The sequence below is a fragment of the Mycobacterium lepromatosis genome (assembly GCF_000975265.2).
Lineage (GTDB): Bacteria > Actinomycetota > Actinomycetes > Mycobacteriales > Mycobacteriaceae > Mycobacterium > Mycobacterium lepromatosis.
This window is the reverse complement of record NZ_CP083405.1, coordinates 2,067,113-2,091,788: the sequence shown is the minus strand read 5'-3', so window position 1 is coordinate 2,091,788 and position 24,676 is coordinate 2,067,113. Positions and strand designations below refer to the sequence as shown.

Below are 24,676 nucleotides of genomic sequence, written 5' to 3'. Positions count from 1 at the left end.
GAAGTCCAACTTAAAGCCTGTCGGCACATGAGCCGGGTACCGGTTACTTCTGGGTGGGAACAGCTGCGCGGGCAACTACGGTTGTATTGAAGAGTGTTCCCATTGTCCTTGAACTTTCTGGAGAGAACTACGTCATGCCCGAGAAGGCGTCTGTCAAGTCTCAAGCCGATTTATGGTTCGACCCGCTGTGCCCATGGTGTTGGATTACTTCGCGCTGGATCCTCGAGGTGGAGAAGGTTCGCGATGTCGAGGTGCACTTTCACGTGATGAGTCTGGCTATACTCAACGAAAACCGCGAAGATCTGCCGGAAAACTATCGCGAAAACATGACGAAGGCATGGGGACCGGTGCGGGTGGTGATTGCTGCTGAGCAGGCTCATGGTGTCGGCGTACTGGACCCCTTGTACACCGCGATGGGCATCCGGATTCACGACGAGGACAACAAAAACCTCGACGAGGTCATCAAGGGATCGCTTGCTGACGTCGGTCTGCCAGCGGAGCTGGCCGCGGCAGCTCAAAGTAACGCCTACGATGACGCGCTGCGTGAGAGCCACCACGCCGGCATGGATGCGGTCGGCGACGATGTCGGCACGCCGACCGTCCACGTCAACGGTGTGGCGTTCTTCGGGCCGGTGCTGTCGAAAATCCCGCGCGGTGAGGAGGCCGGCAAGCTCTGGGATGCTTCGCTGACTTTTGCAGCTTACCCACACTTTTTTGAGCTCAAACGGACCCGCACCGAGCCGCCACAATTCGCCTAGACTAGGCGGCTTGGCGAGCGTCGTAACCGCGTCGGGCACAATGTCGGGCATGCGTGTCTACCTGGGGGCCGACCACGCCGGCTACGAGCTCAAGGAGCAGATTATCGAGCATCTGAAACAATCTGGTCACCAGCCGATCGACTGTGGCGCCTTTAGTTACGATGTAGACGATGAATATCCGGCGTTTTGCATCACTGCCGCGATGCGCACGGTGGCCGATCCGGGTAGCCTCGGCATCGTGCTTGGGGGATCGGGCAACGGCGAGCAGATTGCGGCCAATAAGGTCGTCGGCGCGCGGTGCGCGCTGGCGTGGAACGTCGAGACTGCGAGGCTAGCGCGTGAACACAACAACGCGCAGTTGATCGGTATCGGCGGCCGCATGCACACCGTAGGTGAGGCGCTGACTATTGTCGACACTTTCGTGACCACACCGTGGTCGAAAGTGCAGCGTCACCAACGGCGTATCGACATCCTTGCCGAGTTCGAACGTACGCACCAAGCGCCGCCGGTGCCCGGCGCTCAGGCCTGAGGTTTACCGGTGCTCGGAAGGCGTACCCCAGCACCGGTTGGCCTGGTTGCATCAGCATCGATTCGCCGGTGCACCCGTCGTAGTGTTCAGCTCACAACGACGATTCGCTAGTTCGGCGGCTACGGCGGACGGACGGGTGCTAGCGCAGGGCCAGCTTTTGGAGCAAGCATCTGTTTCATCACTACGCCGACGGCCCGATAGTGCATGTGCATCTTGGCCTCTATGGCACCTTACACCGAATGGGCCCGCTTTAGCGATGTATCGCTGTTTATAACCGGTCGGGCAGGTGCGGATGTGGATGTTCGGCGGTGGCTACAGCACCGACTTGCGTGGCTCGACAGTGTGTCGGGTGCTCGGCGAAGGCCAGGTCGGAGACGTCGTCGCGAGGCTTGGGCTCGATCCCCTACGTGGCGATGCCAACCCCTGGTGGGCATGGGCTCGGATCACAAAGTCCTTTAGGCTTATTAGCGCACACTCTTGATGGACCAGACCATATATCGCCGGGGTCCGGGTGGGGCATGTCTAATGCAGCGAGTTGTTGTTCCGCCACCGCATCCACCCACTCCAGCCCGGCCGGGGAGATCAGCCAGACAGCGTTCGATGCAGAGTGGACCTATCTGGTTGCGCCGGTGAAAAGTGGGTTTGGGCCGTGGCAAGATCTTCGTGGTGTACCCGAGCACGACCGCGGTCTGCTGTCCTATCGGCCAGAGCGGTCCCGCACGTACGTTTACCGGCGCGCCGGCGAGGACTCTGCCGGGTGTGTGTGGGGGGCCGTACCGTGGTGCTTAGAGGACCGCAATGTGTTTCGGTGCCTTCAGTGCCAGACGTTAATGACCAGTGACAAGGATCATACTTCGCCGAATCCGCGAGGGGGGACCGGGTTGGCCCAGCCACCGGCAATTTCAGACTACTGAGAGCTCGTCGTTGGTGACTTCAAGTGCCGCATAGACCTGGTTACTAAGGGCGAGTTTGCGAGGGGTCTGCGTTGACCTCGGTGGTGTCGAAGCGATTCATCACATACACATTAGCCGATTCGATGTTCCAGATTGGCTATGTGTATTAACCGCATGTGCCACCGTGGTCGAAGATCCTCGGATTGGGTCCGTTGCTGCTACGCTGGTTGAGCATGTAGCCCAAATCCCAATACGCGATCGGCGACCAGCGGGCCGAGCACCGGATCGGTGTAAAAGCCATCTTGGGACACCTGGACGAGGTCCGTATGGCTGCGACTGAACAGATTCTCCTGGGCGAGTGCGTTGTAGTTAAAGTTGTCGACCCCGACTTCGATGCATGTCCGTTGGTGGTGAGACATTACGATCTTTCGCCACCGCGCCGGATGCTTTGGAGCCGAGTTCGTTGTCGGGCACACAAGGCACGAACCCGATCGCGACGGATAGCCCCGCTTTCGGATGTTATGCCGGCATGACGGGCTAGTTGGATGTCTGGACGTCGGACACCACCATGCTGATTTTGGAGTGGTTCACCATATTGATCCTTGGCGGTTCGGCAGTCTCGGTGTGCAGATAGTGATCTATTGTACGGCCGGTGATCCGGCGAATCACCTTGCCGAGGAGGACACCGAAGCGGACCGTGTGGTAGCCGTGAGTGGTGGCCTAGCTGCCACCACGGTGCGGCACGGCAGCTCGCTGCACGCATGTTGCTGGTAGCACGCTTGGTGCCGGAGAGTACGACGGATAGCGTCTCCTGCTGCCACGGTCGGGTACCGGCGGTGTCGGCGGAGCTGCGCAGAGGTGGACGACGAGATCTCCGTTGACTCGCACCTCTACGCTGCGCCGACTTGGTTATGCAGCGCAAAGTTGTGCTCGAACGCATTTTGTACGCTGACTGAAGTCCGACGCGCATGAGCCTTTGATAACATCGCTTATGGCGCCTTTCCGTTGAGCAAAACAGTCAACTTGAGCGGGCGACGGGAATCGAACCCGTGTAGCTAGTTTGGAGGACTAGGGCTCTACCATTGAGCTACGCCCGCGTGCATCAGTCGAACGCGATTTTATGTGTTGGCAGACATCAAATTCTAATCCAAGTTGTTCTGCGGCCGCTTCGTGACGCAAATAGGTTGTTGCAAAAGCCGTTGCCGTCGGGCCTTAAGATTGCATGGTCAGCGCGGGGTGTAGCGCAGCTTGGTAGCGCATCCGCTTTGGGAGCGGAAGGCCGCAGGTTCAAATCCTGTCACCCCGACCAATCGCCAGGGACGACCACTGAGGAGCATACCCGTGAAAAGCAGTGTCGAACAGTTGAACCCTACTCGAGTGCGTATCAACGTGGAAGTGCCTTTTACAGAGCTCGAGCCGGATTTTCAGCGGGCCTACAAAGAGCTGGCCAGACATGTGCGGCTGCCCGGTTTCCGGCCCGGGAAGGTGCCCGCGAGGTTGCTGGAGGCCCGTTTTGGCCGGGAGACACTGCTAGATCAGGTCGTCAACGAAGCTATGCCCAGCCGGTACGGGCAGGCGCTGGCGGAGTCGGAGGTCCAACCGATCGGCCAGCCCGAAATAGAGGTGACTAGAAAGGAGTACGGTCAGGATCTGGCTTTCACCGTCGAGGTTGAGGTACGCCCCAAGATCGCACTTCCGGATTTCAGCACACTGACGGTTGTTGTGGATCCAGTCGAGGTCAGCACCGACGATGTTGAGGAAGAGTTGCAGTCGTTGCGTGCCAGGTTCGGCACCCTGACCGGTGTGGACCGGCCGGTGGCACTCGGTGACTTTGTCTCGATTGATTTGTCGACCACCATTAATGGTGAGAAGGTGCCGAACGTTGACGCGGAGGGGTTGTCTCATGAAGTCGGCTCCGGCCGGTTCATCGCAGGTCTCGACGATGCGCTCGTCGGTTTGTCCGTCGGCGAGTCGCGAGTCTTCACCACCCAGTTAGTGACCGGCGAACACGCTGGGCGAGACGCAGAGGTCATCGTCACCGTCAAGTCGGTCAAGGAACGTGAACTGCCGGAGCCGGATGACGAGTTCGCGCAACTGGCCAGCGAGTTCGACACCATGACGGAACTGCGGGCCGATCTTGGTGATCAGATCCGTCAGGCTAAGCACGCCCAGCAAGCGGAGAAAATTGGTGACGCGGCCGTGAACGCTTTGCTTGAGCGGGTGGATGTGCCATTGCCGGAAGGGATTGTGCAAGCTCAGTTTGATAGTGTCCTGCACGCCGCGCTTAGCGGCGTGGGTCATGACGAAACCAAGTTCGCCGAAGTCCTCGCTGAGCGTGGGTCGTCGCGCGAGGAGTTTGAGGCTGAGACGCGTAGCACCGCCGAGAAGGATGTAACGAGGCAATTGCTGTTGGATGTAGTGGCCGAAGAGCAGAAGATCCAGGTGGGCCAGGATGACCTGAACGAACGCTTGCTCGCCACGTCTCGGCAATACGGCGTCGATGCACAGCAGCTATTTGGCTTCTTGCGGGAAAACAGCCAGTTATCGTCCTTGGTTATTGATATGCGGCGCAGGCTGGCGGTCGCAGCTGTGGTTGAGGCAGCTACGGTCACCGATGTTGACGGAAACACGATCGACACCAGTGAATTCTTCGGCAAGCATGCCCAAAGGGATCAGGTTGACCAGAAGACCGAAGAAGCAGATCCGACAGCGGTGCCGTCGATGACGAAGGCCGTGGAATGACTTGGGTTATGACGCTGTAAACGAACGTGCTCCTTTCAGGGGGTGCGTGATCGCCAAACAGCGAGCTCGGTTCGTTACTGTCGGGTGCATACAGAACTCCAGAAAGCAGGTATCCCACTGTGGGCCACGTGACTAACATGCGTTCGAATGCGCAGGGTCTCAACCTCACGGACTCGGTCTATGAGCGTTTGCTCTCCGAGCGAATCATTTTCCTGGGGTCGGAGGTGGACGACAACATCGCCAATCGGCTTTGCGCACAGATACTGCTGCTTGCTGCCGAAGACGCCTTCAAGGACATTTCCCTGTACATCAATTCCCCTGGCGGATCGATCAGCGCTGGGATGGCGATCTACGACACCATGGTGCTGGCGCCGTGTGACATCGCCACCTACGCGATGGGCATGGCCGCGTCGATGGGGGAGTTCTTGCTGGCGGCTGGAACTAGGGGCAAGCGGTATGCGCTACCACACGCCCGAATCCTGATGCACCAGCCGTTGGGCGGGGTGACCGGCAGCGCAGCCGACATCGCCATCCAGGCTGAGCAGTTCGCCGTCATCAAAAAGGAGATGTTCCGACTCAACGCCGAGTTCACCGGCCAGCCGATCGAACGCATTGAGGCTGATTCCGACCGCGACCGCTGGTTCACGGCCTTGGAAGCCCTGGAATACGGTTTTGTTGACCACATCATCACCCGCGCCCATGTCAACGGAGAAGTGCAGTGAAACTGCAGAATTCTCAGGTCAAACCTCAGGCGCGATACATCCTGCCGTCATTCATCGAGCACTCCAGTTTTGGCGTCAAAGAGTCCAACCCGTACAACAAGCTGTTTGAGGAACGCATCATCTTTCTAGGCGTCCAAGTTGACGACGCGTCGGCAAACGACATCATGGCCCAGCTGCTGGTGTTGGAGTCGTTGGACCCGGACCGGGATATCACTATGTACATCAACTCGCCGGGCGGTGGGTTCACGTCTTTGATGGCTATCTATGATACGATGCAATATGTACGGGCCGACATCCAGACTGTGTGTCTGGGTCAGGCTGCTTCGGCGGCGGCAGTGCTGTTGGCTGCTGGAACCCCGGGTAAGCGGATGGCCTTACCTAATGCCCGCGTGCTGATCCACCAGCCGTCGTTGTCTGGTGTGATCCAAGGTCAATTCTCCGATCTGGAGATCCAGGCTGCCGAGATCGAGCGGATGCGCACCTTGATGGAGACGACGCTCGCCCGGCACACCGGCAAGGATGCCGCGGTGATCCGTAAGGACACGGACAGGGACAAGATCCTGACCGCCGAAGAAGCCAAGGACTACGGGATTATCGACACTGTGTTGGAGTACCGCAAGCTCTCCGCGCAGACCGTTTAACGGCTCGCCAGTGCCTTCGTTAGTTCGGTGATATCGGCTGGCCGCACCCGGCAGCATCCACCGACGATGTGTGCCCCGGCCGCCGTCCACTGCAGGGCGAGCTGCGCGGAAAACCTACGCGGTCCTGTCCAAGCGCGGTTGTCCCAGCGTTCTCCACTATTCGGGTAGACGATGATCGGCTTGCCGATATTCGCGATCTGGATGGCCGCCAGAACATCGTCGGGTGCGCAACAATTGACGCCGACCGCGACAATATTGGGTACGCCGGCGGCTACCTCGAACGCCTCGGCAAGCGGTTGTCCGGCGCGGGTCCGCGTTCCCTTGATGGTGTAGCTGAGCCACGCCGGCACGCCAACCGAGCGTACCAGGTCGACCAAAGCTTCGCCTTCGTTGATGTCGGGGACGGTTTCTAGGGCAAGTATGTCCGCACCAGCCTCGGCCAGTACCTCCAGCCGCGGGCGATGCCACCGTGCCAGAGCTGCGACGGACAGGCCGTAGCGTCCGCGGTATTCCGACCCGTCGGCCAGCGCCGCGCCGTACGGTCCGACCGAGGCGGCGACGTAAAGACCACCCTTGCTGACCTTATCACGCGCGGCGTTGGCGAGTGCGACGCTGCGGCGCAGTAGCCGAATGGCCTCATTGCGGTCGATCCCGTGTGCCGCCAAACCTTCAAATGATGCCTGGTAGCTCGCGGTTGTCGCGATCGTCGCACCAGCGCGAAAGTACGCGACATGCACAGCAACGATTTCTTGCGGGGCATCCGCCAGCAGTCTAGCCGACCACAACGGATCGGATAGATCGTTTCCGCGCTCTTCGAGCGCGGTGGCTAGCCCACCGTCGTTTATCAGCACGGATTCGCTGTGAACAGCCAGTACCACTTGGCCACTGTAAGGTGATTACGCGAAGGCTCGGAGGCTCAGGGGGGCGGCGGTCACGTAACGACCACGACACGCCAGAGACATGGATTGTGGGTCTCGACGGGTGGTGGGCAGAGTCGGACTATATGTTTCATGCCAGACGGAAGAGTCATAAATACCACTGACGCGATTTGGCGCTAACGGTCGCGTCGGCCCCAAACTAGCAGGTAGCGTCGCGAAATACACGCGGCACAGCAAGACGAACGGCGAACAGGAAGTAGGCCCTTACACCATGGCGCGTATCGGAGACGGTGGTGACTTGCTGAAGTGCTCGTTTTGCGGGAAGAGTCAGACGCAGGTCAAGAAACTCATTGCGGGCCCTGGGGTGTACATCTGTGATGAATGTATCGACCTGTGCAACGAGATCATCGAAGAAGAACTGGCCAATGCTGACGATTTAAAGCTTGATGAGTTGCCTAAGCCCGTTGAGATTCGGGAGTTTCTTGAGGGTTACGTCATCGGGCAGGACACCGCCAAGCGGACGTTAGCTGTCGCGGTCTACAATCACTACAAGCGGATTCAGGCCGGAGATAAGGGCCGTGACTCTAAGCGCGAACCGGTAGAGTTAGCCAAGTCCAACATCTTGATGTTGGGGCCTACTGGCTGCGGCAAGACCTACCTGGCTCAGACGTTGGCCAAGATGCTCAATGTCCCGTTTGCCATCGCCGACGCCACTGCACTGACCGAGGCCGGTTACGTCGGTGAGGATGTCGAGAACATCTTGCTTAAGCTGATTCAGGCCGCCGACTATGACGTCAAACGTGCCGAGACCGGCATTATCTACATCGACGAGGTCGACAAGATCGCTCGTAAGAGCGAGAACCCTTCGATCACCCGCGATGTCTCTGGCGAGGGCGTTCAACAGGCCCTGTTGAAAATTCTAGAAGGTACCCAGGCGTCGGTTCCCCCGCAGGGCGGCCGCAAGCATCCGCACCAAGAATTCATTCAGATCGATACCACCAACGTGTTGTTCATCGTCGCCGGTGCCTTTGCTGGGTTGGATAAGATTATCTACGAGCGTGTCGGCAAACGCGGCTTAGGCTTTGGCGCCGAAGTCCGCTCCAAAGCCGAGATCGACACCACCGATCATTTCGCCGATGTGATGCCCGAAGATCTGATCAAGTTCGGCTTGATCCCTGAGTTCATTGGCCGGCTCCCGGTGATCGCCTCGGTCATCAATCTGGACATGGAGTCGTTGGTCAAGATTCTGTCCGAGCCGAAGAATGCTTTGGTCAAGCAGTACACTTGGCTTTTCGAAATGGACGGTGTGGAGCTGGAATTCACTGATGACGCGCTAGAAGCGATTGCCGACCAAGCGATCCACCGCGGCACCGGAGCTCGTGGCCTGCGGGCTATCATGGAAGAAGTCCTGCTACCAGTGATGTATGATATTCCTAGCCGCGACGACGTCGCCAAAGTGGTGGTGACCAAGGAGACGGTGCAGGACAACGTGTTGCCAACGATCGTGCCGCGCAAGCCGTCGCGCACTGAGCGCCGCGATAAGAGTGCCTAGTCTTGCGACGACGGCGGCTGGAAAGTCGGGATCGGCAGCAGAAAACGAATGTGTTCAACGAGCGGCATTGCTCCGATGTGGTCCTGTACCCAGCGCACGTGATCTATGCCACGGTTTCACACCTTCGTCTCAGCTATCCCACGCTGACGTGAGTTTTTAATGGCGAACTCGCCGTGTGTTTTTTGGGGGTACGCTATATAGAGGCAATGCCATAACTGGGGTACCACCAGTGACATAAAGCGTGAGGGCGGGGGGAGTCATCCGACGGCGCATAACTTGAAGCTGTAGCGCGGAGTGCCTGTCCGGAGAGCAGATGGAAGGCGGGGACTTGGATCCGAATGGCAACGGCACTGGGGCAGAGGTTAATGCTGGAGCTGCTGTTCATGCCAGGTTCAACCGACGATGCTTGGAAAGGGTTACTATCTGTTTAGCGGGCGATTTCCGGCAACGGTATTCAGCTGGCCGGGGACCGACTGAACGTGCTTGTCGCGATGAATCCAGCAGCTTTAAAGGCCAACATTGCTGATTTGCAGCGTGGCGGAATGGTGATCGCGAACTCTGACGAGTTCATCAAACGCAACCTGATGAAGGTGGGTTACGTAGCCAACCTGCTGGGATCCGATGAGCTGGAGAAATACGTTGTTCACGCCGTCCCGATGACCATGCTGACCCTTGGAGCAGTCGAGGCGATCGGCGCGTCCAAGAAAGACGGCCAGCGCGTTAAGAACATGTTTACGCCGAGTTTGTTGTCATGGATGTACGGGCGGCCGATCCTGACCGGCGAAACCATCATCAAAGAGAAGGTCGCGTGTAAGCTCGATATGTCTCGGAGGCCAACATCCTAGCCTTGAAAGGCAGGCTGTCAATATGGTGAAACTACCGAGGAATTCGGCACCATGTTCGAGGTCCCGCCAGGGATGTTGCCGGCCGGCGAATACCGGAAGATCTTAGGCAACATTGCTCTGGCCTACGGCATCGTTGTGGCCAGCCAGCTTGCCAACATTTCGGTTGTGCTCGGCGGCTATCCGATTCCGCTGACAGCGGACATCTTGCACGAGTTGTCCAAGCATAAGAACTTCAACGTGATCACGTTGCAAGCGAAAGACGAGATGGGCGGCGTTTGCGCCGCTTACGTTGGTGCGCTGGGAGTTACGAGCACATTGGGTCCAGGTCTTTCGCTGAAGTCCGAGGCGCTAGGCCTCCGTGTGATGACCGAACTGCCGCTATTGTTAAATCGATGTGCAGCGGTGCGGATCTTCGACTGGTTTGCCGACTAAGATCGAGCAGGCAGCCTTTGCTGCAGGCGTTGTACGGCCGCAATGGGGGAATTGCCAGTGGCGGTATTGGTGCCGCAGTCTCCGTCGGACTGCTTTGAGACTTCCATTGAAGTGGTGCGTATCGCGGTGTCGTACCACACGCCAGTAACTTGTTGTCCGACGGCGCCATCGCCAATGGCGCGGAGCCGCGGCGAATCTCGGACGTCAGCGCGTTGGTGCGCATCGAGCACACCTTCGCCAAACTCGATGCGCCCTTCCAGCCTTATGTCCGCGACCCGGAAACGCTGGCTCCGCAATTCGCTGTCCCGGCCACTCCCGGTCTAGAACATCGCATCGGTGGGTTGGAAGCTGCGCATGGCGCCGGCAACATCTCCTACGAACCGGTCCAGCCATGACCTCATGGTCAGATTGCGCCAGGCCAAGATCGACGGAATCCGGGTTTCCGACCTAGACGGTCGATGATCCGACCGGAGATGCTGAGCTGCTGCTGATTTGGGTGGGGCAGTTCCGTACGCCCGATCCGTGAAGCCTGTCGACGTGCACGGCGCAAGGGCGTCAAGGTCACGCATACCTACCTGCGGCATTTGCGTCCGTTCCCGGCTAACCTGGGCGACGTGCTGCGGCGTTACCCTATGGTGGTGGCATCGGAGATGAAACTTGGTCAACTGGCGATTGTGCTGTGTGGCAAGTATTTGGTTTGGTTGATGTGCAGTCGGGTCACCAAAGTTCAGGGTGTTTCGTTCTTGGTCGACGAGGTGGGCCGTGTTATCCGCTCCGCTTTGGGCGGCACACTGGCCGAGATTGAACAGGATAAGACGATGTTCACTAGATTGGCGGCGGCCACGGTTGGAGCGGAAGTCGACACATGAGCTGCGCCACGACGATGCAGAGCGAAGCGATGAGGAAGAGCGGCGCTCATGACTAGTGGGATCAGCCATCTGACGGGCCCCGACCGTGGAGTGACTCCGACGTCGAAGAAACACGTTTGTGTGCCCTATTGTGTCTCCCGGGGAACAGCAGCAGAAGTCCAAGGACGTTATTAGCTACCAGGAGGTCCGCTGGTGTCCTGTGGTGACCTAAGTCATCCTCAACAACGTCCGTAACTTTCTGCCCACATTGGGACTACACCGCGAAAAAACATTGTGTTCATCAGCGGCATTGGATGCTTCTAGCCGGTTCCCGTACTACCTGGAGACCTTATGGGTTCCACTTAATCCACGGCTGCGCGCTGGCGATCGCGGCTGGTTTTGGCGTTGGTTTGCGAAGATTTGTCGATATGGGTGGTCACCGGTGACGGTGACGCGTTGTCGATTAGCGGCAACCCTCTGATACATGCGCTGCGCCGCAACATCAACATGACAATTCTGCTATTCAACAATCGGATCTACTGGTTAACCAAAGGCCAGTATTCGCCTACTCAGAGGTGGGCAAAGCCACCAAGTCGACCCCGATGAGCTCGCTGGATCACCCGTTCAACCCGGTGTTGTTGGCGCTGGGTGCTGAAACGATCTTCATCGGCCGCGCGCTCGACTGGGACTGCAGCGGACTAACCGAGGTGCTGCGTGCTGCGGCCTAGCACCGTGGCGTTACTCTAGTCGGGATTCTGCGGGATTGCCCCGTTTTCAACGACGGTTCGTTTGCCGCACTGCGTAAAGAGGGTGCCGAAGAGCGGGTGATCAATGTCTGACATGGCTAGCCGATAGTCTTCGGCGCAAGCAGCGAATACGCGAATACCGAGTAGTGAAGTCCGATTTTTCCCTCGAGGTGGCTAAGACCGCCGACGTTGCTGTTGAAGAGATCGTCGGGCATGATGCGCACGACGACGTAGCTTATGCTTTTGCGCTGTCGCGGCTATCTGATCAGAGCCTTGACCACCTCGTCCTGGGTATTGTCCGCCAGATCAGCCGGCCAACTTATGATTACGCGGCCCGTTTTCAGGTCTGCTCTGCACAGACTTCGACCGCGTCCGACAAGCGCCGCACTGCAATCGTTAGTGCGCGGGCACGACACCGGGACCGTCGACTGACGTAGCTGAGCCGATGCTTGACACGGTCCTGCTGGCTGGTTAGCGGCGTACTCGCCGGGGTCAAATCGCAACGCAAGGGTCTGACAAGGCCAGCATGGTGGTGCTTGGAGGACCCAGCACAATAGTCGAGCTTGTCCTTCGTATTTGTCGCCCAGCGCTGCAAACCGGTTTTTGTGATGGGCCATCCCAAAGACATCGTTACTTGAGCTGCAGGCCCACATCATGCGCGGCGAGGTCTGAGGACTAGGATCGCTGTCGGCGACTGGGTGCACATTGCATGCAGCCGACGGAGGCGGGTGGTTCGGTTTGCGTTCGTCTACGCTGTCAGACTATTATTTCTCTACCGTAGAATCGATCGATTGCTTCGTGTGAAGGCCCTGTGCGACGAACGCTGAGGTTGTGTTACTGCGGAACGGCCAGGATCACTACGCTCTCCGCCGTGTACTGCACGGATCTGGTTGAACGAGCTGATGTTCCGGTAGCCTGTCGGTTAGCGCAAGATATGTGCCTTTGGTCGACGCGTCGGACACTCAGCCGGATCGTGATGTCGGATTCGCGTCCGTATTGACGTTCGTCAATACGGCTACTGGCTTGCGTGCTTTCGTGTTGCCGGGATCCCAAGGTAGTTACACAACGGGAATGTTTCAATTTTCTATCAAAATTAATTGTTGAATATTTCTTATAGTTATTTTGCGAGAGCAGGCAGTATTGATTTTTATTTTTAAATATTTATAGTGGTGTGTAATATTCGTGCGAGCTTACTTTCGATAGATACGTCCGACTTACCTGAGTGCACACCAATATTATACTCTGGAGCAGCTACGATTCGGAACATTGAACACGCGGGTTTTGGTCAAGTGTAGCATTACCCGAGCCCTAGGTTTTTGTGGCAAATCGGCTTACGCAGATCACCAGCCAGGTCTGCGTCCTATAGGGTGCGGTTTAGTCCAATGGGAAGCTGTTGCGGCCATTGCTGATTCGTTAAAAATTGTTGGTGATATCTAAATCTGTTGGTAAACAATTTAATTAGGAAATATTTGGTGAACAGTGCGAAGCCTCCTGCTACGTCGGTGCCGGATAGTGTGCGATGTTGCTAGGCTACTTGTGGAATCAGCAAATACTATTGGTTTGCCTATGTTTTCAACGTAGGGTTGCTATTTATCGGCTTATTTCTGGTTCCTGAGACCTGTATCCTGCCCACCTTGCTATTTTTGACGACCCGGTGGCCGAGTCCGAGCGATTGCGTCACGTAAGAACAAAATTTTTGTTCCAGCTCACAACATTTGCATGATTCTGCTCATAAAATAGCTTTGGTGGCGACGTATTGCCGTCAGCTTAAAAGGCACTGATGACCTGCGGAAATAAAATCTAAACTTGTTCCGCTATCAGGCCAAGATAGGATCTATATATAGTCAAAATGACGCACGCAATCTGGTTTCGTAGTGTGAATACACAGCCCGATACGGGCGTCACAAAATAATCCACAGATCCGCACAGTCCCGGCCGATTCTGGCTGCCGGTACGGCATTGCCATCGACTCTGAATGAAATGGCTGCCAGGACCCGAATCGCCGTTACGGAGGTTGGGCCCTACAACCGCTACGGTTTCCTTTAGTTGCTGCATGTGTTTGGTGCTGGTACGGAGCACTTATGCTGATCTGAGCGGGGAGCCGCCGTTCGTCCGCAGCAGCGTCGACCTCTATATCACAAGCAGGCCGGACGATATCGGTGCTCGCATCGTCCACGCCCCTGTACGCACGACTAGGGAGAACACTGTTGGCGAGCTGGTTGGCACCGATTTCGTGGTGCGTGCCGTGGTCGGCGGGCTTTCCGGAAGAACCATCGCGTCGCTTCCGTGACGTGTTGCACGTCGTTTCCAGTGCTCCCGCTGTGCTTTGTCAATTCGCGGATCCACACACACTAAGCACCGACTGCGGTGCCGAGCTCGAACTCGGCTCGCAACTGGATTTGCCGTGGCGTCATGCTCGTCAGATTGCGCCAGAACTGGCTGGTTTGTATAAGGGGACCTCATAATGCCGCCGACTCACACGCGGATCGTGCGGTTCAGCAACGCGTTATGGGGGCTGGATGTATAGCACACGTTTCTATGATCGCGAAAGCATGAGTCTAAAGTCGTCGGCGGGGCAGGAAACGTTATGTCCGAGCTGGGCAGCCGCTACTTCCGGCTCCTGCCGCCTGGACTGGTGGAACGACTCGTTCCCAAACACGGCACCGACCCAAGTGTGGCGACTCGGGGGTGCGACTTTCATTGGATCGAAAAATACACTGCTACGATCAGTGGTGCCCTGTACGTGGTGCGTATTGCACAGGACGGCGACCCCGGTTACCGGGCGACGTCGGTGCGGCTCGGAGAATGTGGTATTGCGCTGACATTCGACTGTGACAAGTTCTCCGGCCTGCGGGGCATGCCTACTGCCCGCGATCGCGATGGGTCGCGATGGGTGATGTTCTATTGTTGCGATTCCCTGCCGGCGGGTGTGTCCCTGCAGGCCGAGCGGTTGAACTGAGACCTGCCGCTAGTTTACGGTAAATCGCATCGATCACGGCTGCGGATTCGGTTCTTTCCCCTCAGATCTGACTGTGCACTCGTGATTTCGGCGGTTGCCTAAGCGTTGCTGAAGGAGTATAGCCGGAAATTGGATTGGGCTAGTGTCGTAAACGATTTGGCTTTACAGAATCTGACGTATCTGCGATGCAGGTGGACACGTCGACGGCCGGTCTTGATGATCTCTATGCTCAAGACGCAGATTCCCGCGTGGGAAATCGCCGCCATGTTCGGCGTCGATAAAGACGAAGTCGACAGCGCGGTTCATACGTTGGTGTTGGTCAGCGGATTGGTGCACAACTCGAAAGATCCCGAGCAGGCCAACAGAATCGAGTTACCCGCCAGCAGTCACGACGCTGTTCGTGGGCAATGACACCGAATAGGTCGCATCGGCGCTGGCCAAGGGAGGTGCCGGCGGGCAACATGCCGCAACAACCTCTTGGCGGCATCCTCGGTGGCAAGAAGTAGCCAGCGCCAGCTGTTGGGGCTTTCGGTTCCGTCGATAAGCGTAGATACTCAGGTCGAGTCAGGATCGATTAGATGCCCGCTTATCGGGGGCTGACAACGACAGCTGACGGCAACCGGTCGGACTGGATAACGTAGAGGAAATGCCATGCCAGACAAGCTTAATGAGGGACAGAAGTGTGGTGCGGAGCGAGTGGCTCGGCTCCCACAACGGCGCCTCTACCCTCACCCTGCAAGACGATGACAACCTGGTGATTTACGCCGTTGACGGGTCGACGTGGGCGACGCATACGGAGACCGATGCCCCGACCGCCACCGGTGACTGAGCTTACTGGGATGGAGGTAACGAGCGTCGGCGAGCCCTCTGCGCAGCAAGTTGTCGGTGCTACCTGGCAGCCAGTCGCGGAAGTCGCTCCGGAGCCGTCCCTAGAATCCTCCTCCCGGGAAATATACTACATGTCTCTGGTGGCCACCCTGTGGGCATCGCGGAGCGCTTCTACGGCGATTGCGGCAATTATCGTGTGGTACGTCGATGCCGGCGGTGTGTTCCCAACCCGATATTATCTATACCTGGATAGGTTCTTACTATTCCTCGATCGTGCGCCTATCATCCGCCACTTCGGGTGCTTTCGCACGCACTAATCGGGCTCCCTAGAATTGACCGGTGACCGCCAGCTCTAGCTCCTCTGCTGACCTGCTGCCCAAGTCGTGGGACCCAGGTGCGATGGAGAGCATAATCTACCAGAAGTGGTTGGATTCTGGTTACTTCGCCGCGGATCCCGCCAGCACAAAACCCGGTTATTCGATCGTACTTCCGCCACCGAATGTGACCGGCAGTCTGCATATGGGCCACGCGCTGGAGCACACCATGATGGACGTCTTGACACGCCGCAAGCGGATGCAGGGATATGAGGTGTTGTGGCAGCCGGGCATGGACCACGCAGGCATCGCGACGCAAAGTATAGTGGAACAACAGCTTGCGATCGACGGTAAGACCAAGGAAGATTTTGGTCGGGAGCTGTTTGTCGATAAGGTGTGGAACTGGAAATATGAATCAGGCGGTGTCATAGCTGGCCAGATGCGCCGGCTCGGTGACGGGGTGGATTGGAGCCGCGATCGTTTCACTATGGATGACGGCCTGTCGCGGGCGGTCCGAGTGATATTCAAGCGGCTCTACGACGCCGGGCTGATCTACCGAGCGGAACGGCTGGTCAACTGGTCGCCTGTACTTCAGACAGCACTCTCCGACATCGAGGTTATCTACGACGAGATCGAGGGCGAGCTGATCTCGTTCCGCTACGGGTCACTCGACGACAACGAGCCACACATCGTGGTAGCCACCACTCGGGTCGAGACGATGCTCGGCGACACCGGGATTGCCGTGCATCCCGATGACAAGCGCTATCGGCATCTGGTCGGGACTACGCTGCCGCACCCGTTTATCGACCGCGAACTCCTAATCGTCGCCGATGAACAGGTCGACCCCGAATTCGGCACCGGCGCCGTCAAAGTCACACCCGCTCATGATCCCAACGACTTTGAAATCGGATTGCGGCACAACCTGCCGATGCCGAACGTCATGGACGTCAAGGCCTTTATTGCTGACACCGGAACCGAGTTCGACGGCATGAATCGATTCGAAGCCCGCATAGCTGTGCGCGAAGCGCTAGCGGTGCAGGGCCGCATTGTCGAGGAGAAACGACCCTACCTGCACAGCGTGGGACATTCGGAGCGTAGCGGCGAAGTCATCGAGCCACGCCTGTCGCTGCAATGGTGGGTTAGGGTGGAGTCGCTGGCCAAGGCCGCTGGTGACGCGGTGCGTAACGGGGACACAGTGATTCACCCTGCCAGCATGGAATCGCGCTGGTTCGCTTGGGTAGACGACATGCGTGATTGGTGCATCTCGCGACAGCTGTGGTGGGGTCATCGCATCCCGATCTGGTACGGCCCCAACGGCGAACAGGTGTGCGTCGGTCCCGATGAGACGCCCCCGGCGGGCTGGCAACAGGACCCCGACGTGCTGGATACCTGGTTCTCGTCTGGGTTGTGGCCGTTTTCCACGCTAGGCTGGCCACAAATGACTCCGGAGCTGGAAAAGTTCTATCCGACAAGTATTCTTGTTACCGGCTACGACATTCTGTTCTTCTGGGTCGCGCGGATGATGATGTTCGGTATCTTCGTCGGCGGGGACGACGCCATCACACTAGGCGGCTGCCGTGGCCCGCAGGTGCCGTTCACCGATGTCTTCCTGCATGGCCTGATCCGCGACGAATTCGGCCGCAAGATGAGTAAGTCCAGGGGTAACGTCATCGACCCGCTGGCCTGGATGGATATGTTCGGAGCTGACGCGCTGCGCTTCACGTTAGCACGTGGATCCAACCCTGGTGGTGATCTGGCTATAGGCGAGGATCATGTCCGTGCGTCGCGTAACTTCGGTACCAAGCTGTTCAACGTCACCCGGTACGCACTGCTCAATGGTGCTGCGCTGGCACCTTTGCCTGCGCTGGCGGTACTGACCGACGCCGACCGCTGGATTCTCGGAAGGCTGGAACAGGTTCGCGCCGAAGTTGATTCAGCCTTCGACAGCTACGAGTTCAGCCACGCTTGCGAGGCGCTCTACCACTTTACGTGGGACGAATTCTGCGACTGGTATGTCGAATTGGCCAAGGCGCAGCTTGCCGACGGACTCACGCACACCACAGCAGTGCTGGCCGCGGTGCTTGATACGTTGCTGCGGTTGCTGCACCCGGTGATGCCGTTTATTACCGAAACGCTTTGGCAGGCACTGACCCAACTAGAGTCACTAGTGATTGCCGACTGGCCGGAGCCTTCTGGTATCAGCCTGGATCTGGTTGCTGCGCAGAGGATCAGCGATACTCAGAAGCTGGTGACCGAGATCCGTCGGTTCCGTAGTGCTCAGGGTTTGGTCGGTCGACAGAAGGTGCCGGCTCGATTGTCTGGTGTCGAAGACTCCGACCTGGCCACTCAGGTGGGTGCCGTGACATCACTGGCTTTGCTTACCGCTGCGAGCAACGACTTTCGCCCGTCAGCGTCGCTGGAGGTTCGTCTCGGCCCTAGCAAAGACCGCACCATCGTCGTTGAACTCGATACCTCGGGCACCATCGATGTGGCTGCCGAGCGCCGTCGCATGGAAAAGGACTTGGCTGCAGCGCAAAAGGAACTGGCATCGACCGCCGCAAAGCTGGCCAATGCGGGCTTTCTAGCTAAAGCCTCGGAGGCAGTCGTTATCAAAATCCGCGATCGTCAGCGGGTGGCTAAGGAAGAAACCGACCGCATCACCACTAGGCTGGCTGAGCTGCAATGACCGCAAAGCCGTCCGACTGGGGATCCGAGCACTTTGAAACCAACGTCGCGGCTCTCACACCGGACAAGGTCACCTCCCTGTTGCAAGTTGAACACCTGCTGGACCAGCGTTGGCCAGAGACCCGCATCGAACCGAGTTTGACCCGGATCAGTGCGTTAATGGACGTGCTCGGTTCACCGCAACTCAGTTATCCGTCGATACACGTCGCTGGCACCAACGGGAAGACCTCGGTGGCGAGGATGGTTGACGCGCTGCTGACCACGCTGCACCAGCGCACCGGCCGCTTCACCAGTCCTCACCTGCAGTCGGCAGTCGAACGCATCGCGATCGACTCAAAACCGATCAGCCCGGCGCAGTATGTAGCAACGTACCGTGAGATTGAACCGTTTGTACAGATGATCGATGCGCAGTCGCAGTCCTCTGGAGGACCGGCGCTGAGCAAGTTCGAAGTAGTCACCGCGATGGCATTCGCTGCGTTCGCGGATGCGCCCGTAGACATCGCTGTGGTCGAGGCGGGCATCGGTGGGCGATGGGATGCGACCAACGTGATTAATGCATCGGTTGCCGTGATTACCCCGGTCAGCATCGACCACGTCGAGTATCTTGGCAATGACGTTGCAGCGATCGCCCGCGAGAAGGCGGGCATTATCGCGAAAGCCCCCGAGGGTGCGCCAGACACCGTTGTGGTAATCGGCCGTCAGTTACCTGCGGCGATGGAGGTGCTGTTGGCTCAATCGGTACATGCCAACGCTCTAGTCGCCCGGCAGGATTCGGAGTTCGCGGTCTTGGATCGCCAAGTCGCAATCGGTGGTCAAGTGTTGCAGCTGCAGGGGCTTGGTGGGGTTTATGATGACATTTACTTGCCGTTACATGGCGAACACCAGGCGCACAACGCGGTCTTGGTGCTTGCGGCGGTCGAGGCGTTTTTTGGCGCCGGGGTGCAACGTCAGCTAGATGTCGAGGCGGTGCGGGCCGGTTTCGCCGCCGTCATCAGCCCCGGCCGGTTGGAACGCATGCGCAGCGCCCCCACGGTGTTCATCGACGCCGCACACAATCCCGCCGGAGCGGGTGTGTTGGCGCGCACGCTGTCTGACGAATTTAATTTCCGCACCCTGGTCGGGGTGCTCAGCGTGCTGGCCGACAAGGACGTTGATGGCATCCTGGCCGAACTGGAGCTGGTCCTGGATTCCATCGTTGTGACCGACAACGGTTCGCCGCGGGCGTTGGATGTTGAGTCGCTGGCGTTGGTGGCGCGGGAGCGGTTCGGCCCCGACCGGGTAATCAGCGCGGCGAACCTGCGTGACGCCATTGACGTAGCGACTGCGCTGGTTGACGACGCTGCTGCCGATGAGGAAGCCGAAGGGCTCGGAGTCTCCGGCCGTGGGATCGTTATTACCGGCTCGGTGGTCACCGCCGGCGCCGCACGAACCTTGTTTGGCCGTGACCCGCAATGACAGACAGCACGGGTGAACAAGGCCCGCAAGGGCTTATGCTATCCGTCGACCCCTGGAAGAGCTTTGCCGGGGTGATGGCTACGATACTTTTCCTTGAGGTAATCGTCGTACTGCTGGCGTTACCGGTGGTGGGTGCGATCGGCGGCGGGTTGACGTTGCCTGCGCTGGTTTGTCTGATTGGGCTGTCCGGGCTGTTAATCGTCCTGGCCGGACTGCAACGCAGGGCTTGGGCGATCTGGATGAACCTAGGCGTACAGGTGGTGGTGGTGCTGGTCGGCGGCGCCGTGTCCCCTGAACTGGGATTCGTCGGTGTGTTGTTCACCGGACTGTGGGCGTTGATTGCATACTTCCGGACCGAAGTCAGTCGGCGCTAAGAATACTCCCGTGCTGCCGTCGAGCTGATCGGCGAGCCGTTAGGTACGCTGTGCGCCGTGACCGAACGGACTCTCGTGTTGATCAAACCGGATGCCGTCGAACGGCAATTAGTTGGAGAGATCATCAGCCGCATCGAACGGAAAGGTCTCACCATCGCGGCGTTGGAGCTCAGACAGGTCGGCGAGGAACTGGCCAGCCAGCATTACGCCGAGCACGAGAGGAAACCATTTTTTGGATCGTTACTCGAGTTTATCACCTCGGGTCCGGTGATGGCGGCGATCGTGAAGGGACCACGTGCCGTTGCGGCGGTTCGCCAACTCGCCGGGGGCACTGACCCGGTGGAGAAAGCGGCACCGGGCACAATCCGGGGCGATTTCGCGTTGGAAACGCAGTTCAACTTGGTGCACGGGTCCGATTCGCCTGCTTCGGCAAAGCGCGAAATCGCGCTGTGGTTTCCCGGCGTGTAGCGTGAGGACGAGGGGGCCTGCCGGGTTCCTGAAAAGGCCGTGGTTGTAGCCAAATCAGGGGCGAGTGGACGCGCCCGGCGGTGGTGGGATACTGGTAGCGGGTGAACGTCGTCGTACCGGCGTCAGACACCCGAATGAAGACTTAGACAAGCGCGACCATCGCGATCCCGCGACGTAGCGCGGCATGTCAAGCCGTCATTCAGCATGCCGCCGAGTGAGTTTTAGATGAACTGCTCGAGGCGAGGCCATCACAAGTCCGGGAGAAGTGACCCGGACACATAGCGAAGGCCCTCGCGTGGCCGCGTCGATCGGACGCGCCCGGGGGCTTGAGGAGAATACGTGATAGACGGTGCACCCCCTTCAGAGCCATCAAAAGAGCCGGTGCAGCATGTGGAATTGCCGGACCGCTTGAGAGTCCATTCGCTAGCACGAACGTTGGGAACCACCAGCAGGCGAGTGCTGGACGTGCTGAGTGCTCTCGATGGCCGGATCCGTAGCGCACATTCCAGTGTCGACCGCGTCGACGCGGTCCGGGTCCGTGATCTGCTGGCCAGTCAACCCGACCCGCCTCACGAGCTCGTCACCGTACCTGATAACCCTGTCGCGCTCGGAGGGCCCGAATCTCGGCTGATGCTAGAAACCGCAGTAGAGCGTCCGCACTACATGCCGTTGTTCGTTGCGCCGCAGCCGATAGAGGTCGATGATGACGCCTGCGCTGACGATGATGTGGAATCCGGTGACGACTCCGACATTGACGATGAAGAGCAACCCGATCGACTGGCAAGCCGTCGTCGGCGTCGTGGTCGTCGGGGTCGTGGCCGGGGTCGCGGTGAGCAGGGTGGATCCGACATCCAGAGCGACGGTGTCGACGGCGCGATCGACTTAACCGAGTCTGAGGACCTCGATGGCCAAGATTTCGACGACTCCGAAAACACCGAAGTCAATGACGACCATAGTGGGTCGCCGGAAGCTAGCAACCGACGCCGCCGTCGGCGCCGACGGCGTAAGTCGGAGGCAGGTGACGACGAGGGGTGCGCGCCTGACGATCCGCCGAACACGGTCGTGCACGAACGGTTACCCCGCTCGACTGATAGGTCTGCTAGCTTTGACGGTGGGGTCAACGGCACGGGCAGCGCCGAGATCAAGGGTATCGACGGTTCGACTCGACTGGAGGCCAAACGACAACGCCGCCGAGACGGGCGCGACGCCGGACGGCGCCGTCCACCGGTGTTGAGCGAGGCCGAATTCCTGGCTCGGCGCGAGGCTGTCGAGCGGGTCATGGTGGTGCGCGATCGGATCCGCACCGAGCCGCCCAACCCTGGCACCCGATACACCCAGATCGCGGTGCTCGAAGACGGCATCGTTGTCGAGCACTTCGTGACGTCGGCGGCATCTACTTCCCTGGTCGGCAACATCTACCTCGGTATCGTGCAGAACGTGCTGCCCTCGATGGAGGCCGCCTTCGTCGACATCGGTCGCGGTCGCAACGGCGTGCTTTATGCCGGAGAAGTGAACTGGGAAGCGGCCGGATTGGGTGGAGCCGATCGCAAGATCGAACAGGCCCTCAAACCCGGCGACTATATCGTTGTCCAGGTCAACAAGGACCCGGTCGGGCACAAAGGCGCGCGACTTACCACGCAGGTGTCTTTGGCCGGTCGTTACCTGGTTTACGTACCAGGGGCGTCGTCGACTGGTATCAGCCGTAAGCTGCCTGACACCGAACGCCAGCGCCTCAGGGAGATCCTGCGTGAGGTAGTGCCGCCCGACGCGGGTGTGATCATCCGCACCGCGTCAGAGGGTGTCAAAGAGGACGACATCCGCAAAGACGTCACCCGCCTGCAGGAGCACTGGGAACAAATCGAAGCCAAGACAACCCAGACCAAGGAAAAGGCCGCTGGCGCTGCGGTGGCCCTCTATGAAGAACCGGATGTATTGGTCAAAGTTATCCGCGACCTGTTCAATGACGACTTCGCCAGCCTCGTCGTCTCCGGCGACGAGGCATGGAATACCATCAATGAGTATGTGAATTCTGTTGCTCCCGAACTTATTTCGAAGTTGACGAAGTATGATCCCCCGATCGGTCCGGACGGGCAGCAAGGGCCAGATGTCTTCGCTGTACATCGCATCGACGAGCAATTGGCCAAGGCAATGGACCGGAAAGTGTGGCTACCATCGGGTGGCACACTGGTGATTGACCGGACCGAGGCGATGACGGTGATCGACGTCAATACTGGCAAGTTCACCGGTTCTGGGGGCAACCTCGAGCAGACAGTCACCAAGAATAACCTTGAGGCGGCTGAGGAGATCGTGCGCCAGCTGCGGCTGCGTGACATCGGCGGCATCGTGGTGATCGACTTCATCGATATGGTGCTCGAGTCCAACCGCGACTTGGTGTTGCGTCGACTGACCGAGGTGCTTGCTCGCGACCGCACGCGTCACCAGGTGTCCGAGGTGACGTCTTTGGGTTTGGTGCAATTGACCCGCAAACGGTTGGGCACCGGGTTGGTCGAAGCGTTCTCGACATCGTGTCCGAACTGCACAGGTCGCGGGATCCTGCTGCACACCGACCCGGCCGATTCGGTCCCGGTGGTTGGGCGCAAGTCCGAATCAGGCGGTCGGCGTAGTAAGCGATCGAAAAAGAACCGATCGGACGAGCCTGCAGTGGTCAAGGTGCCGGTGCATGCTCCGGGTGAGCATCCGATGTTTAAGGCGATGGCCGCGGGCTCGTCCTCGGTGGTTGTTGGTGGCGAGGATGAATCCAACGAGTCTGGTACAGAACTCACCGGGAAGATCGACGAGCAGGCTGTTACTGGCCTAGAGGATGTTGATCAGGAAGATTTCGACACCGACGAAGAAGACGACCTCGACGATGACGAGGAGCTTGACGACGAGGAAGACCTCGACGACGAGGAAGAACTCGATCTAGACGACGATCTTGACATTGACGAAGACGAGTCTGACGCCGAGGCCGACATCGACAACGCTGACGTGTCTGATCGCTCTAATATCCTGATCAGCGACGGATCAGGATATGCCCGTCCGCGACGGCGGCGCGCGGCGGGCCGTCCAGCCGGGCCGCCGGTCCACGTGGATTGACCTTGCACCCGATCAAGCAGCGGTCAGCGCCGGTTTGCCCTGTAGTCTTCTGGTCAAGTACCCTCAGGCAGTCGTCGACAGGCCGGCGATTAAACTAGCTCGGAGACAGCGGGACTCAGCTCAGTGATCGGGTTTAAGCCCGCACCCCAGACCTAGCTACGTGCATAGCCGGTGGTACTGCGCGCGAAGTGCCCATAAGAGGCTAGAAAGACGGAGGCAGGAGAACAATGGCGACCTATGCAATCGTCAAGGCTGGTGGCAAGCAGTACAAGGTTGCTGTGGGAGACGTGGTCAAGATCGAAAAGCTCGACTTCGAGCCTGGAGCCAAGGTATCTTTTCCCGTCACCTTGGTCGTCGATGGCGCCACCGTAACCACCAATGCCAAAGCGTTGGCCAAAATTGCTGTGACCGGTAAGGTTCTCGAGCACACCAAGGGTCCCAAGATCCGTATCCACAAATTCAAGAACAAAACTGGCTACCATAAGCGCCAAGGACACCGTCAGCAGCTGACCGTCCTCAAGGTCACTGGCATCAAGTAGGGAGCAAACAGATGGCACACAAGAAGGGAGCTTCTAGCTCGCGTAACGGTCGCGATTCCGCCGCTCAGCGGCTGGGAGTCAAACGGTTCGGGGGCCAGGTCGTCAAGGCTGGTGAGATTCTGGTCCGCCAGCGTGGCACCAAGTTCCATCCTGGCGTTAACGTCGGGCGCGGCGGCGACGATACACTATTCGCCACGTCGGCAGGAGCCGTCGAATTCGGCGTCAAACGTGGACGCAAGACCGTCAGCATTGTCACTGCAGGGGTAACCACCGACTAGAACGCCTTGAGCCCTTCGCGCGAAATCGACGTTTTGTAGGTAGTTACTCTCGCGTTTTTGCAAAACGTAGATTTCGACACACGTGTTCGTTAGC

The 24,676-nt window shown here is 58.6% G+C and carries 18 protein-coding genes, 2 tRNA genes and 4 pseudogenes; 21 read left to right on the top strand and 3 right to left on the bottom strand.

From position 1 onward, the window contains the following. Window positions 1–134 precede the first annotated feature (134 nt). The 3 genes and pseudogenes from MLPF_RS09965 to MLPF_RS09955 form a co-directional block, all read left to right on the top strand. On the top strand, window positions 135–758 hold the full coding sequence (locus MLPF_RS09965; RefSeq protein WP_045843189.1) for a mycothiol-dependent nitroreductase Rv2466c family protein: 624 nt from the start codon (window positions 135–137) through the stop codon (window positions 756–758). Between the two features lie 49 nt (window positions 759–807). Next, window positions 808–1,287, top strand: coding sequence for a ribose-5-phosphate isomerase (locus MLPF_RS09960; RefSeq protein ID WP_045843191.1), 480 nt, complete (start codon window positions 808–810; stop codon window positions 1,285–1,287). Between the two features lie 37 nt (window positions 1,288–1,324). Continuing rightward, window positions 1,325–2,114 (top strand): annotated as a pseudogene (locus tag MLPF_RS09955) (Fpg/Nei family DNA glycosylase); the annotation flags it as partial. 75 nt (window positions 2,115–2,189) lie between these two features. Here MLPF_RS09955 and MLPF_RS17630 read toward each other — a convergent pair. Then, window positions 2,190–2,548, bottom strand: a pseudogene (locus tag MLPF_RS17630) (esterase); the annotation flags it as partial. Between the two features lie 658 nt (window positions 2,549–3,206). Next, window positions 3,207–3,277: transfer RNA gene (locus tag MLPF_RS09945), tRNA-Gly, on the bottom strand. A gap of 135 nt (window positions 3,278–3,412) precedes the next feature. On the opposite strand from MLPF_RS09945, the gene MLPF_RS09940 reads away from it, so the two are divergent. From MLPF_RS09940 to clpP2, 4 genes are all read left to right on the top strand, one after another. Beyond that, window positions 3,413–3,489 (top strand) — tRNA-Pro (locus tag MLPF_RS09940). A 32-nt stretch (window positions 3,490–3,521) separates the two neighbouring features. Further along, window positions 3,522–4,922, top strand: a complete 1,401-nt coding sequence (gene tig / locus MLPF_RS09935; RefSeq protein ID WP_045843188.1) for a trigger factor — start codon at window positions 3,522–3,524, stop codon at window positions 4,920–4,922. A 119-nt stretch (window positions 4,923–5,041) separates the two neighbouring features. Continuing rightward, window positions 5,042–5,644, top strand: a complete 603-nt coding sequence (gene clpP1, locus MLPF_RS09930; RefSeq protein ID WP_156147118.1) for an ATP-dependent CLP protease proteolytic subunit ClpP1 — start codon at window positions 5,042–5,044, stop codon at window positions 5,642–5,644. Further along, window positions 5,641–6,285: an ATP-dependent CLP protease proteolytic subunit ClpP2 gene (clpP2, locus tag MLPF_RS09925; protein WP_045843187.1), complete on the top strand. Its 645-nt coding sequence runs from the start codon at window positions 5,641–5,643 to the stop codon at window positions 6,283–6,285. Before clpP1 ends, clpP2 begins: the two co-directional genes overlap by 4 nt. Here the strand turns inward: clpP2 and mmuM are convergent. Further along, the gene (mmuM, locus tag MLPF_RS09920; protein ID WP_162196927.1) at window positions 6,282–7,157 is read right to left on the bottom strand and encodes a homocysteine S-methyltransferase; all 876 of its coding nucleotides are present in this window, start codon (window positions 7,155–7,157) and stop codon (window positions 6,282–6,284) included. The genes clpP2 and mmuM overlap by 4 nt on opposite strands. Window positions 7,158–7,434: 277 nt before the next feature. On the opposite strand from mmuM, the gene clpX reads away from it, so the two are divergent. The 14 genes and pseudogenes from clpX (at window position 7,435) to rpmA (ending at window position 24,582) form a co-directional block, all read left to right on the top strand. After that, window positions 7,435–8,715 (top strand): ATP-dependent Clp protease ATP-binding subunit ClpX, encoded by a 1,281-nt coding sequence (clpX, locus tag MLPF_RS09915; protein ID WP_045843185.1) that lies wholly within the window; start codon window positions 7,435–7,437, stop codon window positions 8,713–8,715. Between the two features lie 313 nt (window positions 8,716–9,028). Beyond that, window positions 9,029–10,861 (top strand): annotated as a pseudogene (locus MLPF_RS09910) (2-oxoacid:acceptor oxidoreductase family protein). A 151-nt stretch (window positions 10,862–11,012) separates the two neighbouring features. Further along, window positions 11,013–12,018 (top strand): annotated as a pseudogene (locus MLPF_RS09905) (thiamine pyrophosphate-dependent enzyme); the annotation flags it as partial. A gap of 1,630 nt (window positions 12,019–13,648) precedes the next feature. Continuing rightward, a complete protein-coding gene (locus MLPF_RS09900) occupies window positions 13,649–13,876 on the top strand; it encodes a hypothetical protein (RefSeq protein WP_175266417.1) in 228 nt (75 codons plus the stop codon). A gap of 297 nt (window positions 13,877–14,173) precedes the next feature. After that, window positions 14,174–14,545 carry a hypothetical protein gene (locus MLPF_RS09895; RefSeq protein WP_050039138.1) on the top strand — a complete coding sequence of 124 codons (372 nt, stop codon included), beginning with the start codon at window positions 14,174–14,176 and terminating at the stop codon, window positions 14,543–14,545. Between the two features lie 216 nt (window positions 14,546–14,761). Continuing rightward, on the top strand, window positions 14,762–14,956 hold the full coding sequence (locus MLPF_RS09890; RefSeq protein ID WP_237817155.1) for a hypothetical protein: 195 nt from the start codon (window positions 14,762–14,764) through the stop codon (window positions 14,954–14,956). 274 nt (window positions 14,957–15,230) lie between these two features. Further along, window positions 15,231–15,374 carry a hypothetical protein gene (locus MLPF_RS09885; protein WP_156147116.1) on the top strand — a complete coding sequence of 48 codons (144 nt, stop codon included), beginning with the start codon at window positions 15,231–15,233 and terminating at the stop codon, window positions 15,372–15,374. Window positions 15,375–15,712: 338 nt separating this feature from the next. Further along, a complete protein-coding gene (locus MLPF_RS09880; protein ID WP_045843179.1) occupies window positions 15,713–18,373 on the top strand; it encodes a valine--tRNA ligase in 2,661 nt (886 codons plus the stop codon). Continuing rightward, window positions 18,370–19,827, top strand: coding sequence for a bifunctional tetrahydrofolate synthase/dihydrofolate synthase (gene folC / locus MLPF_RS09875; RefSeq protein ID WP_045843178.1), 1,458 nt, complete (start codon window positions 18,370–18,372; stop codon window positions 19,825–19,827). Before MLPF_RS09880 ends, folC begins: the two co-directional genes overlap by 4 nt. Beyond that, complete coding sequence (locus tag MLPF_RS09870; RefSeq protein WP_045843177.1) at window positions 19,824–20,201, top strand: DUF4233 domain-containing protein; 378 nt, start codon at window positions 19,824–19,826, stop codon at window positions 20,199–20,201. The genes folC and MLPF_RS09870 overlap by 4 nt, the downstream gene beginning before the upstream one ends. A 57-nt stretch (window positions 20,202–20,258) precedes the next feature. Further along, window positions 20,259–20,669, top strand: coding sequence for a nucleoside-diphosphate kinase (gene ndk / locus MLPF_RS09865; protein WP_045843176.1), 411 nt, complete (start codon window positions 20,259–20,261; stop codon window positions 20,667–20,669). A gap of 339 nt (window positions 20,670–21,008) precedes the next feature. Continuing rightward, window positions 21,009–23,765 (top strand): ribonuclease E, encoded by a 2,757-nt coding sequence (rne, locus tag MLPF_RS09860; RefSeq protein ID WP_045843175.1) that lies wholly within the window; start codon window positions 21,009–21,011, stop codon window positions 23,763–23,765. 227 nt (window positions 23,766–23,992) lie between these two features. Next, window positions 23,993–24,304, top strand: coding sequence for a 50S ribosomal protein L21 (gene rplU / locus MLPF_RS09855; RefSeq protein ID WP_045843174.1), 312 nt, complete (start codon window positions 23,993–23,995; stop codon window positions 24,302–24,304). An 11-nt stretch (window positions 24,305–24,315) separates the two neighbouring features. Next, window positions 24,316–24,582: a 50S ribosomal protein L27 gene (gene rpmA / locus MLPF_RS09850; RefSeq protein WP_045843173.1), complete on the top strand. Its 267-nt coding sequence runs from the start codon at window positions 24,316–24,318 to the stop codon at window positions 24,580–24,582. Window positions 24,583–24,676: the final 94 nt, after the last annotated feature.

Coding starts and splice junctions, on each gene's coding strand:
- MLPF_RS09895 (WP_050039138.1), top strand. CDS start 14,174: ATGTCCGAGCTGGGCAGCCGCTACTTCCGGCTCCTGCCGCCTGGACTG.
- folC (WP_045843178.1), top strand. CDS start 18,370: ATGACCGCAAAGCCGTCCGACTGGGGATCCGAGCACTTTGAAACCAAC.
- rpmA (WP_045843173.1), top strand. CDS start 24,316: ATGGCACACAAGAAGGGAGCTTCTAGCTCGCGTAACGGTCGCGATTCC.
- clpX (WP_045843185.1), top strand. CDS start 7,435: ATGGCGCGTATCGGAGACGGTGGTGACTTGCTGAAGTGCTCGTTTTGC.
- MLPF_RS09960 (WP_045843191.1), top strand. CDS start 808: ATGCGTGTCTACCTGGGGGCCGACCACGCCGGCTACGAGCTCAAGGAG.
- MLPF_RS09890 (WP_237817155.1), top strand. CDS start 14,762: ATGATCTCTATGCTCAAGACGCAGATTCCCGCGTGGGAAATCGCCGCC.
- rplU (WP_045843174.1), top strand. CDS start 23,993: ATGGCGACCTATGCAATCGTCAAGGCTGGTGGCAAGCAGTACAAGGTT.
- MLPF_RS09870 (WP_045843177.1), top strand. CDS start 19,824: ATGACAGACAGCACGGGTGAACAAGGCCCGCAAGGGCTTATGCTATCC.
- MLPF_RS09965 (WP_045843189.1), top strand. CDS start 135: ATGCCCGAGAAGGCGTCTGTCAAGTCTCAAGCCGATTTATGGTTCGAC.